The sequence below is a fragment of the Legionella sheltonii genome (assembly GCF_026191355.1).
GTDB lineage: Bacteria > Pseudomonadota > Gammaproteobacteria > Legionellales > Legionellaceae > Legionella > Legionella sheltonii.
In genome coordinates, this window is record NZ_JAPHOQ010000008.1 from 217,369 (window position 1) to 233,117 (window position 15,749).

The following is a 15,749-nucleotide window of genomic DNA, read 5'->3' on the forward strand; positions in this document are numbered from 1 at the left end:
AGGATAATTAGTATTTATAATCAGACCGTAATGCGGTTACCGTTTGTGGGGCGGGTTGGCTTTGATTGAATAAGTTCATGTAGAGCCAGCACCAAAAATTTGATTCTTTAATTTTTTTCGTAAACCCAAGGTTAAATAGCAGCCAGGGGAGTACAAGCAGAACTAAAGCAATCAGATGCAGTATTGATAGCTTGGGTAAGTAATACTGAGTTAAGTTAGGAAGAAGTGCTTCAATCAGATGAATGCTTGCTCCATATATCAATCCCGCTAAGGAAGCCATCAAGAGTCCAAGTGTCATGTTAATGATGGACAAGCGATTGTTCATTACTGTGAGCATCAGTTGTGCTCCTGCAATGAATGCAAATACCAGTAAGAATGAGGTTGCCTGCAGAGACAGGATTGGCTTATTCGTCATAAATGCAAAACCAAGCATGCCTAAGAAGCCGCCACTGCACGCAATTAAAAAGAGAAGCGGTTTGTATCCAGTGGCTTTAGGTTCATTCCTTTTTTGAGCAATCGCAGAGCCCGAATTGAGGAATAAATAAGCTTTAAATAAGCCATGCCAACACAAGTGAGCTACAGCGGCGGCAAATAATCCCAAACCGCATTGCATCATCATAAATCCCATTTGCGCTAAGGTAGAGCACGCCAGCATTTTCTTGATGTCATGCTGCATGAGCTTCCAAAAGGTTCCTAAAAATGCTGAGATGGTTCCAAGAATGAATACAGTCATGAGTAAGTGACTCGATGCTGCAAAGAGCGGGGCAAATTTGACAATCAGGATGCCACCGCCATTGACAAGACCTGCATGCATTAGCGCGGAAACCGGGGTTGGTGAATTTAAAGAGCTAATCAACCAGCGATGAAACGGCCAAATGGCAGATTGAGTTAATGCCGTGAGTATCATCAACGTCATCGCTGGCATGAACACGGCTGAACTTGCTATATCTTTCTGATTTATAGCTTGAATGGATGCAGTGTCACTACTTAAGGTGATTAAGATAAAAGCGGCTAACAAGCTGATACTTCCTACTAATAAAGTATTGAAGGTAAGCCGACCTGAATTTTTTGCCGCAGTCCATTCGCTCTTATGAACCATTAAAGCAATTAATAGCAGGTTACTTAGCGACCAGGAGCACCAAAACAGAAACAGATTATCGGCAAGAACCATAACTACAGCACTAAGCGTAATCGCTGAGAGGGTGCAAAAATAACGCGAATAGAGTCGGTCGCCATCCATGTACCTTAGTGAAAATCGATGAACAATAAAGCTCACCAATAAAACTAAAGTACATAATAACAGGGCTAAGGTATTCAGGCTGGTGAGTAGATAAATCATCGGCATTTCTGAAAAGCGCAAGCAGCTTAACAAAATAACACCGATTACAAATCCAAAACCAATCAATGCACCTGCCCAGCGAGCGGCAGATGCAGCTCTTTTCCTGCCACTAAAACAGTTAATGAACAGGGCGAGGGTTGGACATGCCAGAAGCGCGCCAGATAAAAAAAGTATTATTGTATTCACAGCATTCCTCATTAGAAAATGTTTTGCTACAATGAAAATATATAAGATAAACTTATATTAGTAAAATTAATAATTTTTATATCTTTGATTAGGATTTCTAATGAGCCTTGATACCGTAACCTTGCAATGCTTTTTGGCGGTTGCAGAAACCAGAAGTTTTACAAAAGCAGCCGTTCGTGTTGGACGCACTCAGTCCGCAGTGAGTCAGCAGATTGCAAAACTGGAGCAGTTGATTGAAAAACCCTTAATTCTTCGCGGACGCGAGTTGTCGCTAACCCCTGATGGCGAGCTTTTTTTAGGTTATGCCAAAAGAATTTATGAACTGCATCGCGAATCACTTGACCGATTTAAGGCCCCAGAACTTCATGGGGAACTTCGATTTGGTTTGCCTGAGGATTTTGCGTCAATGTTTTTATCGGATGTGTTGGTGGAGTTTTCACGACTGCATCCACGGGTGATGCTGAATGTTGAGTGTGAACTGACTCTTAATTTAATCGAACGTTTTAACCACGGCGATTTTGATTTGATATTGATTAAAACCAATCAAAGAAATCAAATTGCTGAGGGTGTAGATGTGTGGAATGAGTCAGTCGATTGGGTGGGGAAGAGAGAGCTTCTCACTCAACTCAATAAAAACACACCAATTCCGCTGGTGCTCTCACCAACACCTTGTGTTTATCGTGGAAACGTGATTGATTCTCTAGAGAGTCACCATTTAAACTGGCGTCTTGTGTTCAGTAGTCAAAGCTACACTGGGAAAATGGCTGCAGTGCGCGCAGGGTTAGGAATTACTGCCATACAACGCAGCATGATTCCTAATGATCTTGACCGACTTGATGAGGCTTTTTTACCTAAATTAAACGATATTCATGTATCCTTGCTAAAAAAGAAAGAGCACAATAAGGCAATCGAGTCCCTTGAGTTTTTTTTATTGAAAAAATTAAAACACTAGTTTTTAGGATTAAAAAAGGATAATAAGTAAAGAAATGAATTCAATTACTGATGTTTTAGATAGACCCACTCTGATATCGATTGCACTCATTAGCTTGATAGCAAGCTTATTCACATTAAGCATTCCGATTGCTGCACAGACATTAATCAATTTAATTGCTTTTGGTAAATTAATGCAGCCCGTACTGACCTTGAGTCTTATTGTGTTCATCTTAATGGCGGCACTGGGTGCCTTAAATGTTTGGCAAACTGTAATTCTTGAAGTCATTCAGCAAAAATTGATGGTAAAAATAAGTCTAAACCTCACCAATCATTTTACCCGTCTGTCGCTTGATAGTTTTTCAACGCATCATGGTCCTGAGCTGGTCAATCGTTTTTTTGAAGTGGCTACCATCAATAAATCACTTTCCAGTCTTTTGCTTTATGGGGTTAATTTAGGATTACAGCTTTTTTTGGGGTTATTACTTCTCCTCATTTACCATCCCTTATTTATCATTTTTGACGTAGCTATCATTCTCAGTCTCTTGTTAATTATTTTTATCCCCTTTCGTAAGGGATTAGAAAGTGCAAAAAAAGAATGTGCCGAAAAACATCAAGTGGGTGCCTGGCTTGAAGAACTTCTAATCAATCGATTTTTATTCCGGTTTAGTAATTATAATCACTACGCCACGTTACAATCCGACAAGCATTTGGTTTCTTTTTTAAATGCAAGAAAGACTCATTTTAAACAACTGATTAAGCATCAAATTGGTTTTTATCTGCTGGCTGCGTTTTCAAGTAGCCTCCTTTTGGGATTAGGAGGATATCTTGTGATTAAAAATCAATTGAGTTTAGGACAACTGGTCGCTGCTGAAATTGTTCTTGGTGCATTGATTTATGCATTTAAACGATTTGGTGTTCTTCTTGAGAATTATTATGATTTAATTGCCTCCAAGAATAAGATTGATGTAGTCCTCAATTTGCCCTTAGAAGAAATTAAAATCGATCTCAATGCTTTATTTGTACCTATCCAAACCATAGAAATAAAATTCCCAAATAAGACTCAAGCAATTGCCTCTTTGAATAAACCTCTATTAATTTATTCTCAGGATGCACAGAGTTGCAAAACATTTTCTGAATCACTGCTAGGATTTGGGAAAAAATATGATATGCACGTTCAAGTCAATCAACAATTATGCAATGAAAAGCATCGAGCAGCACTTCGAGAATACAGTTTATTGCTACGAAAACCTGAATGGTTTGTAGGCAGCATTTATGACAACTTAGTACTAAACCATAAGAATATCTCTCCTAAACAGGTTATGGAGCAGCTCAATCATTTCGGACTTTCTGAAAAAATAGTACATCAACCTTTAGGTTTAAAAGCGGTTATTTATGATTGGCAAAATGAATTTACTGAGTTTGAGCTTATTGCACTCATGATAGTACGAATTATCTTGCTTGAGCCTCAGTTAGTGATTATTGACCGTACTTTTGATGGATTGGAGCGCGATAAAATTGACTTGCTCATGGCACCATTGCTGAACTTAAAAAATACCCTGATGATTTTAGTTAGCCAAGCTCATCAATTTAAAGAAATATCAAATTACGCGGTGCTTCCATGAAATTACATGCCTATACGATGATCGCCAAACTCCCCAAGCCCCAAAAAATCGCCAAAATCATTGTTCTTATTGCTTTGATTCTCATTTTATTTTTAATTTTTACTCCCTGGCAACAGTTTGCTCTTGGCAATGGAAAAGTGATTGCTTATTCCCCGACTGAGCGACTTCATACATTGAACTCACCAATCAATGGACGCATTAAAAAATGGTATGTTGATGAGGGAATGAAGGTACAGCCTGGCGATCTTATCGTTGAAATCAGCGATATTGATCCTCAATTATTAAAGCGATTGGAATTAGAAAAAAAAGCTATCGAATTGCGGATACAGGCAGCACAGCAATCCATTATAGCCGGAAAAGCCAATCTAGAACGTCAAAAAAGATTGTATCAGCAAGGAATTAATTCAAAGCGTCAGTTTGAATTGGCACAAATTGAATATTCGAAATACCAAAGTGAGTTAGCACAAGCAAATATTGATCTAGTCGATGTTGATGTGCGAATCGCCCGTCAGCAAACACAACTCATAAAAGCACATGTCGCGGGAGTAATTTTTAAACGGTTGACAGGTCAAGAGAGCGTCGTCATTAAAGCAGGAGATGTTTTAGCGCAAATTATTCCCGACACACAATCGCGCGCGGTGGAGTTATGGATTGATGGCAATGATATTCCGTTTGTTCAACTTCATCAAAAAGCTCGATTACAGTTTGAAGGATGGCCTGCAATCCAATTTAGAGGTTGGCCAGAAATTGCTGTAGGTACCTTTGGTGGTACGGTAGCCTTTATAGATCCCACAGACAATGGAATGGGGTTATTTCGTGCCGTCATTGTCCCAGATGAGCCTTGGCCTCAACCTCGATTTTTAAGACAAGGCGTGCGTGTTCATGGTTGGGTTCAATTAGGCGAAGTCCCTTTATGGTATGAATTGTGGCGCCAATTTAATGGTTTTCCGCCCGAAAGTACTCCCGAGAAGAATTCGTTAAGTACTCCAGGGAAGAATCCGTCATGATTCGACTTTTTACTCATAGTGGTTTTAAATATCAGCTCATTCTAGGTTTAATGTGTTGTCTTCCCTCGGTTGTCAGTGTGGCAAGAGAAGACCCTCAATTAACCCTGGATAAGGTGCTTCAGAGCGTTACTGAATATTATCCCAAAATTAAAATAGCACGTTTGGAAATTACAAAGGCTCAAGGCGCGCATTTGAGTGCGTTGGGAAAGTTCGATCCCTCTCTTGATGCAAGCACTCGATCCCAGCCAGCGGGTGGTTATATCAATAATTACGGAGATACCCAGATCAGTGTTCCTACTTTTTATAATGGAGTCCAATTATTTGCTGGGTATCGAAATGGCAATGGAAACTGGCCTATTTATTATCAAAATTACTTAACGAATTCAGGTGGAGAATACCGAGCCGGTTTATCATTACCTTTACTTCGAGATCGATTGATTGATAAGGAGCGAACCGATTTATTAACTACCGCTGAATCCATTGAGTTGAAAAAACACGACATGGAAGCAATAAAAATTAAGATATATCAGGAAACGATTAAAGCCTATTGGCAATGGGTAGAAGCAGGGTGGCAATTAAAAACCTTTAAAGAGTTATTAAAATTAGCGCGAAAGCGACAAGTTGCCATTGAGCAGCAAGCAAATCAGGGCGATCTCGCGCGACTTGCAATCACTGAAAACACACAACAAATAGTCCAAAGAGAGCAGTTGCTGAATCAAGGGAGAATGATATTCGAACAAGCTGCAATAAATTTATCTTTGTATTATCGAGATGAACGAGGGAACCCCAAAATTCCATCGGCACAAAGTCTGCCTTCCCAGATTTGGATGCAGCAACGTCAATTAGCCCAAGGATTCCCTCAGTTAATTCGCCATCCTGCATTACAGAAACTGCGAAACTACTCAAAAATAATAAGACTGAAGCGTGATTTAGCGAAAAATGAGTTGCTCCCCAATTTGGATGCTACTGCATCGACTTTTAAGCAAAACGGCAGTGGCGGATATCCTGCGTTAATTCCTCAGGCAGCTTTTATCGGCGTTTCGTTCAAATTTCCTGTATTACGACGAGAAGCCAAAGGAAAATTAATTCGTACCCAAAGTGAGCTGGAGCAAATACGAGCGGAAAAAAAGTTTATGTATGAGCAGCTTAGAAATGAACTCACCAATCTTTACATTGGGATAAGAAGAATGCGTCAACAAGTCGCTTTCTTAAAAAAAGAATATTCCTTGGCACTAAAGGTGCAACAGGGAGAGACAAAAAAATTCACTGAAGGGGACAGTACTTTGTTCCTTGTGAATCAACGAGAGCAATTAACTACCCAGGTGAAACTTAATTGGATAAATGCCCAGGTGCAACAGGAAGAGTTAAAAGATTTGGTACGTTTCTTTTCCTCAGCGAATTTGGAAAAGTAAAATCCAAAATACAGGAACTATTTTAATCGACACCAATTAATGGAAAGGAGCTCTTAGGACCAGTCGATATTCATCATTTTGCTCGGATTACGAGTCAATTTTTACCAGAGTAGAAAATAATGCATCAAAGACCCACAAAGGCGTGTAGCACACTGTGGTCATTTGGCACCTGGTTTTAGGAGGTGAACAGATGTTCCTGGGATAGAGGATTTACTCAACCAAATTGTCTCAAATCCTGAGTGAACACTGTAAAAAGTAATTGGGCCGAACAGTGCAAAAGCCTATTTCAAATAAGGCATAAGGTAGAATTCACCCCGAACAGTATGCCTATCTTTGTCCCATGCAGATCAAATACTATACATTTGTTTTGAATTTTTGTATAATTATTACAAAATTTTACACAAATGATACATTTCAAGGGGTGGTTTTAGAATGAGTCACTATTTATATGTTCCTTTTAAAAAGAAAGAAGTTCCGCCAAATCTAAAAAAAATCATCGAAGAATGGTTATTATTAGAAGCAAAGCAAAATCATGAGGTTATAGTTTGTTACTATGGCGAGAAAAAATTAAGCCAATTACCTAACAACAGCAAAGTTTCTGTACTATTCTCGGGTAAGCCTGGTAAAAAGTCTCTCCTTCAAGGGCTTGAGCATGTAAAAACTGAAACCTTAAGGTTTTTTGAAAATTTGTCCTTGCACCTAAGGGTCACTGATGAAAGTAAAAATTCAATATTAGTCCCTGAAGTGGCTGATAAAATGAAAGAAGATGGCTTGCTTGATGACTTTAAAGGGAGGCTACAGATTAACCTTATTTATCTTGATGCCAACACAAAAGAAGCATCCATCATGACTCACTCATTTTTAAACTCACTCAAAAAATACAAAGAACACGAAAACGGAGCAATCAGGCTTCAATTCCTCTCCAATAACCTGGCAGAAAAATCAAATTTCCATCGAGCGGACCGCACCAAAAAAACAAAATTAGAACTATTTAGAGAGCAAGCACAACAGGATAGGTGCTTCATGTATAACAGCAAAGAGAATTATCCTAAGCTGTCACTTGCTGAAATCGCTTCTGTTATTAAAGATTATTATCAGTACAAATCATCAAGATGTTGCGGTTTATCGGGCCTATTAAGATTAAATTGGTTTTTTTCTAGTACGGAAAGCTCGGAAGCTATTAAGTATCTTAGTGATGAAAAAATATCTGATAGTGAACGATTTGCTTACGCTTCTCGTTTCATAAAATACTATAAGGAAAGCCATTTATCCCAGCTTCTCGCGCCAGCACTTGAAAAAGGATTAATACAACACCAAACCAATTGGGATATTGAGCCCATTTTCTCAAATGAATTACCAGTTGCAGCATTATGAGCTTTCGTTGTTTATAGGGCGTTATGGAGGTAATTTTAGGCTATGGAAGTCGCATTGATCCATTTCTGAATGTCGCTGGTTGGACTCTAGTAAAATTCAATGTAATTTTGCTGTGATGGGTTTTAGACTAGCGATTTTCATTATGAAATTTTTTCAAACTCAAACCGTTTTTTTTACTTTATTCCAGTAATACATTCTTGATATTGATTTAAGGTTCTGCGTATTTCTATTAATTTATTAGATAAATTGATACATTTGAAATTATCGTTTTCTGTTTGAGATTTATATGACTATTGCATTAGTCTGGTTTCGCCGCGATTTAAGATTAAACGATAACCCTGCGTTTATCGAGGCTTGCTCTCGGCATCAGTTTGTGATTCCGCTGTATATTTATGATGAAAAAAATAGTGTCTTAGGAGGAGCGCAAGCTTGGTGGCTTCATCATAGTCTTACCTCCTTAAGTAACTCTCTTGCACAACTTGGATTAAATCTTATTCTTCGCAAGGGCGAGCCCCTGGAGATTATTTTAGACTTGATAAAGAAAAGCTCGGTGAGCTCAGTATATTGGAATCGCTGTTATGATCCCGCTGCTATTATGCGTGATAAAAAGATTAAAGCAACTTTGCTGGAACAGGGTATCGAAGTCCTAAGTTTTAACGGAAGTGTGCTTCATGAACCTTGGACAATTAAAAATAAAAACGGTGATTATTTTAAAGTGTTTACGCCCTATTGGAACCACTGTAAACAAAATCTTAATATTCAAGCGGCGATGCATTTAGAACATCGACCTGCTGGAATTGAAGTCGATAGTGATAAGCTTTTGGAGTGGAAATTATTACCTACCATCAATTGGGCTGCGCGATTTAAAGAATATTGGACTCCAGGAGAAGAGGGGGCGCAACAAAAATTACTTGAGTTTATAGAACATCAACTGAATGATTATAAAAAAAATCGAGATTTTCCCATAAAAAATGCAACTTCACGTTTATCACCACACCTACATTTTGGTGAAATCAGCCCCTGGACAATTGTACGGGCAATTGAATTGGCAAAACTCGAACCGAAATGTGATTTATCATCAGCGGACCATTTTCTCTCAGAACTGGGATGGCGAGAGTTTTCAGTGTATTTACTGTATCATTTCCCCAAACTTCCATCCGCGAATTTTAGGAATGAGTTTGATGCATTTCCGTGGCACAACGATGAGAAATTGTTGGCTTGCTGGCAAAAAGGTTTGACCGGTTATCCAATAATCGATGCCGGGATGAGGGAGTTATGGGCAACAGGCTACATGCACAATCGTGTCCGCATGATTGTTGCCTCATTCTTAACCAAGGGTTTGCTCATTGATTGGCGTTTGGGCGCCGATTGGTTTTTAGATACTCTTGTCGATGCAGATTTAGCAAATAATAGTGCGAGTTGGCAATGGGTGGCCGGCTCTGGTGCTGATGCCGCACCTTATTTTCGGATTTTCAATCCGGTGTTACAAAGTCAGAAATTTGATGCGGATGGAAGCTATATTCGTCAATGGGTTCCGGAGCTTTCGCAATTAAAAAGTCAATCAATCCATGCGCCTTGGGAATCTATTGATTCTGAGAGGATTTATCGAACGACAAACTATCCGATGCCAATTATTAATCACCATGAGGCCAGGACGATGGCTTTAAATTATTACAATCAGTTAAAGAAGGATCTCAAATGACACCATCTTTCTTTATCTTTGGTTTTGGCTATACCGCGAATCGACTCGCTCAGCGTTTGATTCAACTCGGTTTTAACGTCGTTGGAACAACACGCCAAGAAACCCAAAAAGCGATGACTCATCCTGCAAAAATCACCCTGATCGATTTTCAGGCCGCAGATATAGAATACTACCTCAGCCAATCCACTCATCTACTGATTAGCGTCCCACCTGATGCGCATATAGGTGATCTGGTGTTGTCTTATTATTCAGAATTGATTAAAGGGAAGAGAGCGCATATTCAATGGTTAGGCTATCTTTCTTCAACGGGTGTCTACGGTGATTATCAAGGAAATTGGGTTGATGAAGAAAGCATTTGTAGAGCAAAGAGCGCCTCTGGAATTTTACGTTTGGAAGCAGAAAAGGCATGGTTTTCTTATGCAGAAAGCAATCAACTCCCTTTACATATTTTCAGGCTGGCAGGCATTTATGGACCGCAAAGAAATCCACTTGCGCGAATTATATCGGGGAAAAAGTACAGTATTTTTAAAGAAGGCCAGGTCTTTTCGCGTATTCATGTTGATGATATTGTGTCCGTGATTCTTGCTTCAATGAAGAACCCACATCCTTTATCTACCTACAATGTCGCTGATGATGAGCCAGCTGCATCGCATGAGGTTGATGCTTATGCTGCTTCGTTATTGAACCAATCGCCATTGCCTTTAGTTCCGTTTGAAGAAGCTTCATTATCACCAAGAGAGCAAGAGTTCTATTTGAGTAATCGTCGTGTATCCAATTTAAAAATAAAAAATGAACTGAATATTGTTTTACACTATCCTTCATTTCGGGAGGGATTAATGCAACTATGGAGAGAGCATTTTGAGTAAAGAAAGCGGAATTAAACTGATTGTTTGGATTTTATTTTTTGAGGTAATTGGATTTTTTTTAGGTTTATTGACCCAAGAGAATATTCATTCTTGGTATGAAGGGCTACATAAATCAATTCTAACTCCTCCTGGGTGGGTATTTTCACTGGTGTGGTCAATCTTATATGCATTTCTTGCAATTGTTGGTTTTAACTTATGGCAAAATCGACATAAGCCCCAAAATAAAACAGTGCTTCGTCTTTATCTCATTCAACTGATTATGAATTGGATATGGACACCACTTTTTTTTCAACTGCATTGGGTGGGATTTAGTTTTTTATGGATAGTCGTTATGGTGGCTTTAAATGCCGCCATCATTTTAATGACCATGAAAAATAAGGACAAAGAAATTACCTTACTCCTAACCCCCTATTTTTTCTGGCTTATTTTTGCAAGTTATCTCAATGGAATCATTTGGACTTTTAATACCCAAGCCTAAAGACGACCTGAATCTAAAGAAGATAATATTTCTTGTGCCTGAGTATGTATGGCTTCTTTTTTATCAGGGGCCATTTTTTGCCAATTCATATAAGCATAATGAAGTCGAGGATTATGTTTCAGCTTGTCTTCATTTTGTTTCAGAAAATTCCAATATAATGCATTAAATGGGCAGGCTTTTTCTCCTAATAAAAGATTTGGATTATAGGAGCATGACTCACAAAAATTACTCATGCGCTGAATGTATTTGCCACTGGCCGCATAAGGCTTGCTTGCCATTACCCCCCCATCAGCATATAGTGCCATGCCTAGGGTATTGGGGAGCTCTACCCACTCATATGCATCCGCATAAACAGCAAGATACCATTCACAGACTTGTTGGGGATTGATGCCTGCAAGTAATGCAAAATTACCGGTGATCATGAGTCGTTGGATATGATGCGAATAAGCCTCAACGGAAGTTTGGCGAACTACTTCCTTAATACAGAACATTTTAGTATTTGCTCCCCAGAAAAAAGCAGGTAAATCTCTGGTAGCTTGGAAGTAATTCATCTCTTTGTAGGCAGGCATAAATTGCCAATAAATACCACGAATGTATTCCCGCCAGCCTAGAATTTGACGTATGAATCCTTCTACTGAATTAAGAGGCGCTTTTTGTTCTCGGTACGCTTGTTCTGCCATATGGCATAATTCTAAAGGTAACAAAAGCCCGACATTGAGATAGAACGACAGTTTTGAATGATACAAAGTGGTTTCATTGGTTAGCATGGCATCCTGATAGTTGCCAAAAGAGATGAGGCAATGCTCAATAAAATAATGTGCTTCCGATAATGCATCCGCACGAGTCACTGCCAAATTAAAGGGATATAATTGACCGAAATGTTTTGAAAAATGTTTTTTCACCACTTCCAAAACTTCGGTGGTAATTTCATCTTCTGGATAATCCAGGCGTGCTGGAAATGAGGGAATGTGTTTTGCAGGATTACGATTTTGCAGATCATAATTCCATGAGCCCCCGATTGGATTGCCCTTGTCATCCATTAAAATCCGATATTTTTGACGCATGATCCGGTAAAAAAATTCCATGCGCAGTTGTTTTTTTCCTTTGGCCCAATCTTTAAATTCATTGATTGGGCATAAAAACCGATTGTCCTCGTAAATTCTTGATGGAACCGGGAATTTACTTTGCAAATCCTCAAACATTTGAAGAATGCGCCATTCCCCTGGCTCAGTAAGATGTATTACGGAAGGCTTGAATTGTTCAACGGCTCGCATGAGTTCTTTGCTCAGACTTCCCTGATTATCTGGATCATCAAACTTGATGTAGTGGACAAAATACCCTTTATCTCTAAGTGCTTGAGCAAAATGACGCATTGCAGAGAACAAAAATGCAATTTTTTTAGGATGATGACTGACATAAGTTGCTTCTTCTTTAACTTCACACATCAGTACAATATCATCATGCCTATTTATGTCGCTCAGTGCAGGCAAAGTTTCACTCAATTGATCGCCTAAAATAAAGCAGAGTTTTGTCATAAATTGTTTTTTTATTTGTGAGTTAAATTTTCATCTTGGGTCGGACATGGCTTAAGCCTCCATCCACAGCAAGAACTTGCCCGGTTATCCAGCTATTTTCTGGACTTAGTAAAAATATAATCGCTTGGGCAATATCTTCTGGTGTCCCAATACGTCCTAAAGGGTGCATTGCTTTGGATGCATTATGAGCTAATTGATTATTTAACAAAGGAGAAGTCAATGGGCTCGAGACCATGCCTGGCGCTACCACGTTGACTCTTAAATTATTGGAGGCATATGTCGCCGCTGCTGCTTGAGCAAGACCTATAACGCCCGCTTTTGCGGCGGCAATCGCCTCGTGATTTGCGAGTCCAACTAATGCGGCTGCCGATGAAATCAATACGACGGACCCGCCTTTTTTCATCATCAAGCCTGCAGCACGTATTGTTGCAAATGAGGTGGTTAACGAAGCATTAATGCAGGCCTGGAAGTCTTCAAATGTTGTCGCATGGGCACTTTTCAAGAGTAATGAACCGGCACAATTTACAACACCATCAATGCTACCGACTTGATGAAAAACTTCGGTAACCGCATCAAAATTGCTGGCATCGAGTATAAAGTCAGGCTTAATCTTATGATTATCCCGTGCAGTGGTGAATACTTTATCGCCACGCTGGGTCAACAAAGTAGTAACCGATTGCCCTATTGCACTGCTTGCTGCAATAACCAAATAATGACCCATCGTGAAATTTCGCAAAAAAAGAAAGTTGAATTCACTATGCTTGATGAAGTTTAAAAGTTCAATATTTTTCATCGAAAAACCACTAAATTTCATAGCAGATAAATTCGCTGCTAAGGAATTAAAGGAATTCATAAAAGCATAGAACTTACGTGATCAAAGATTTTTTGTTACATTGAGACGAACAATCTATTTATTGAGATGTAATCAAGATTGTTGAATTAAAATATTTCTACGAGTCAATAGCTGAGGGGGCAATCCAATGGTACAAAAAAACAGTCTCGTTATTTATTTAACCTATTTAGGAGCCCTCCCTTTTCTTATTGCTGCATTTTGTTCTCTTCTAGGAATCACCGAGCTTCCCTATCTAGGTGTCACTCAACCATGGCTTAACTCTTATGCAACACTTATTGCTGGTTTTATGGCCGGAACTATTTGGGGATATGTGGTGCGCTCCAATTCATCTCACAGCCTGATTCTTCTTGCAAGTGTTCTAATCGTGTTGATCCTATGGGTTCTATGGAGCAGTAGTAAGGCAATGACTTATCCGGCATTTTTAGTCCCCATTTACCTGCTTCTTTGGTGTTTAGATTATTGGTTGTTAAAACACCAATATGAGGACCGCTCTTATTTTAAGATGCGCACAGGAGTAACCGTTCTTGTCATAGCCAGCTTATTGATAATTTATTTTAAATAATAGAGGCTCGGTATTGATAATTTATTGTGCCGATAGAATACGTTAATCTGAAATGAGTTTTGCCCAAAATTGGGCTTATCGAGTTGATTTGATTAAAGAGTTCTATGGAGAGTGGGTTCTTGTTGGGTCTACCCACGCTACTTCCCATAGATAATCTTGAAAAATGCCGACAATCTCTTGATGATTACAATTTTTTTAAGAAATGATCTAATGAGTTTCCATAATGAACATTGGGGGGCTTGAATCTTGAATAACTATTTTGATTGAGTTGCAATTCAAGATTCAAGGCCTGACCCCATATACGCAAGGCAAGGCCTGACCCCATATACGCAATGAAGCGCTTAATTTAAAGAGGCTGTAGGGTTCACCCGTTGTTCAGAGACATCAACACTTACAGGTTTGAATAGACTAAGAGTTGAAACGTGTGGTTCTGCTCGAGTTTCTTCTAATACTGCTTCTGGTGTTTTGCCTCGCCAATTGACAGTTGATTCAGCACCAAAACTTTTTAGCAAGCTCATCATTTTTTCATTTCCTTTTTTTGCCGCCGCATGCAAGGGAGTTAAGCCATTACTATCGGTTTTATTTGGGTCAGCCCCATTGCTCAATAGAAGTATTACATAGTCATCCCATCCATTGTTGATGGCCACATTCAATTCCAGGTTGCCACTAAAGCTCAATTCATTTGGGTCTGCTCCATTTTCGACGCATAATATGCGCAGGCCGGGAGATACATTTACCTTTTGGAGGTTATTGTCTCGCATTAGGGCCCATGGGCTAACAATTTTAACCGTAGGGTTTAAATCGAACCATCCTTTCGAAATAGCAATCGCTTCTTTCTTGTTGAGATCAAATCCATTCGCTAACATTAATCTAAATGCATCCTTAAACGATGGGCTACCTTCAGGATGGTTCGCCAGATAACTGAGTAATGAATTGAGATACATAGAACCAGCCGCTTCAAAATGAAACTGAGCGCCATCTTGAACTAAATGTTCAACAAGATGAAACTTATTCTCTTTGAATACTTGGCTAAGGGCTGACTCTCCTTTGGGATTAACATAGTTCACATGCGCTCCAAGCGTAACAAGTAGTCGATACCTTTCAATTTCTTTTTTTTCATCATAGCTCGTAAATTCTTTAATAAAGTTAATGAATACTGAATTACCCTCTTCATCAATTTGATTGAAGTTCAGTTTTTGATGTTTATTTAAAAAGCGAATCTCTTCAACTTCTAAACCACCCAAAATATTTAGGTACATATGTGAACTAGGAGATTGGTAGTATTCGGTATAACTTGAAGATATTTCTTTAGGCGAACGATCAAATTCCGTTTGAGTTAGGTATGAGAAGTCATCGGTATTAGATTGTACCAGCTCTTCGAGCAGCAACTTTCTTTTATCTGCATCATAACAATGCCTTATGTCATATAGAGAGTTCTTAAATTGGTCATAACGTACCAATAGAGAAAGACAATCTGGATGAATTTTCAACCCCTTAGCCCGCAAGTATTCCAAATGATGTCGTCCTAAGCTGGTGTAGGCTAAAACCGCTTTTAATCCTTCGATATCACCTGACTCGAGACAATAATCTACAACGGTTAGTCCTTTCTCATCGGCTTGGAAGGGATTAGAGCCCTCTTCTAACAGATAACGCAACGTTTTAAGATCTTTATTTTTCACTGCCTGAATCAGCATGAGACTATTTAATGATGCCCCAGTGGAATGAAGTAATCGGACAATATCTATATGGCCTAGTTGCACTGCTTGTTCTACCAGCGAAGGTTCTACACCATGAATTCGGTCAACACTTAGATAATATTTAAGGTATTCTTTATCTGAAAGCAGTTTCTTGATTTGCTCAACATTATTGCTTTGGACGGC

13 protein-coding genes are annotated in these 15,749 nt (G+C 39.1%); 9 read left to right on the forward strand and 4 right to left on the reverse strand.

The genetic code is table 11. The features are described from left to right. Positions 1-7: 7 nt before the first annotated feature. The gene (locus tag OQJ26_RS10770) at positions 8-1,525 is read right to left on the reverse strand and encodes a proton-conducting transporter transmembrane domain-containing protein (RefSeq protein ID WP_265703837.1); all 1,518 of its coding nucleotides are present in this window, start codon (positions 1,523-1,525) and stop codon (positions 8-10) included. A 100-nt stretch (positions 1,526-1,625) separates the two neighbouring features. Between OQJ26_RS10770 and OQJ26_RS10775 the strand changes: the two genes are divergently transcribed. The 8 genes from OQJ26_RS10775 to OQJ26_RS10810 all read left to right on the forward strand — a co-directional run bounded on the left by OQJ26_RS10775 (position 1,626) and on the right by OQJ26_RS10810 (position 10,919). Beyond that, positions 1,626-2,477, forward strand: coding sequence for a LysR substrate-binding domain-containing protein (locus OQJ26_RS10775; protein WP_265703838.1), 852 nt, complete (start codon positions 1,626-1,628; stop codon positions 2,475-2,477). A 34-nt stretch (positions 2,478-2,511) separates the two neighbouring features. Beyond that, positions 2,512-4,080, forward strand: coding sequence for an ABC transporter transmembrane domain-containing protein (locus OQJ26_RS10780; protein ID WP_265703839.1), 1,569 nt, complete (start codon positions 2,512-2,514; stop codon positions 4,078-4,080). Further along, on the forward strand, positions 4,077-5,087 hold the full coding sequence (locus OQJ26_RS10785; RefSeq protein ID WP_028381659.1) for an HlyD family secretion protein: 1,011 nt from the start codon (positions 4,077-4,079) through the stop codon (positions 5,085-5,087). Before OQJ26_RS10780 ends, OQJ26_RS10785 begins: the two co-directional genes overlap by 4 nt. 50 nt (positions 5,088-5,137) lie before the next feature. Next, entirely contained in the window at positions 5,138-6,499 is a 1,362-nt protein-coding gene (locus OQJ26_RS10790) for a TolC family protein (protein WP_265703856.1), read from the forward strand. Between the two features lie 432 nt (positions 6,500-6,931). Beyond that, positions 6,932-7,873, forward strand: a complete 942-nt coding sequence (locus tag OQJ26_RS10795) for a hypothetical protein (RefSeq protein ID WP_265703840.1) — start codon at positions 6,932-6,934, stop codon at positions 7,871-7,873. Between the two features lie 286 nt (positions 7,874-8,159). Next, positions 8,160-9,575, forward strand: coding sequence for a cryptochrome/photolyase family protein (locus tag OQJ26_RS10800; RefSeq protein WP_265703841.1), 1,416 nt, complete (start codon positions 8,160-8,162; stop codon positions 9,573-9,575). Continuing rightward, positions 9,572-10,441 (forward strand): SDR family oxidoreductase, encoded by an 870-nt coding sequence (locus OQJ26_RS10805; RefSeq protein ID WP_265703842.1) that lies wholly within the window; start codon positions 9,572-9,574, stop codon positions 10,439-10,441. The genes OQJ26_RS10800 and OQJ26_RS10805 overlap by 4 nt, the downstream gene beginning before the upstream one ends. Then, a complete protein-coding gene (locus OQJ26_RS10810; protein ID WP_265703843.1) occupies positions 10,434-10,919 on the forward strand; it encodes a TspO/MBR family protein in 486 nt (161 codons plus the stop codon). Before OQJ26_RS10805 ends, OQJ26_RS10810 begins: the two co-directional genes overlap by 8 nt. On the opposite strand, the gene OQJ26_RS10815 is transcribed toward OQJ26_RS10810, so the two are convergent. Together OQJ26_RS10815 and OQJ26_RS10820 are read right to left on the reverse strand one after the other, a co-directional pair. Further along, positions 10,916-12,454, reverse strand: coding sequence for a cryptochrome/photolyase family protein (locus tag OQJ26_RS10815; RefSeq protein ID WP_265703844.1), 1,539 nt, complete (start codon positions 12,452-12,454; stop codon positions 10,916-10,918). The genes OQJ26_RS10810 and OQJ26_RS10815 overlap by 4 nt on opposite strands. Positions 12,455-12,476: 22 nt before the next feature. Next, positions 12,477-13,175, reverse strand: coding sequence for an SDR family NAD(P)-dependent oxidoreductase (locus OQJ26_RS10820; RefSeq protein ID WP_322783964.1), 699 nt, complete (start codon positions 13,173-13,175; stop codon positions 12,477-12,479). A gap of 259 nt (positions 13,176-13,434) precedes the next feature. Between OQJ26_RS10820 and OQJ26_RS10825 the strand changes: the two genes are divergently transcribed. After that, the gene (locus tag OQJ26_RS10825; protein WP_265703846.1) at positions 13,435-13,869 is read left to right on the forward strand and encodes a DUF3429 domain-containing protein; all 435 of its coding nucleotides are present in this window, start codon (positions 13,435-13,437) and stop codon (positions 13,867-13,869) included. A 341-nt stretch (positions 13,870-14,210) separates the two neighbouring features. Here the strand turns inward: OQJ26_RS10825 and OQJ26_RS10830 are convergent. Further along, positions 14,211-15,749, reverse strand: a 1,539-nt coding sequence (locus OQJ26_RS10830; RefSeq protein ID WP_265703847.1) for an ankyrin repeat domain-containing protein, incomplete at its 5' end; no start/stop codon positions are given.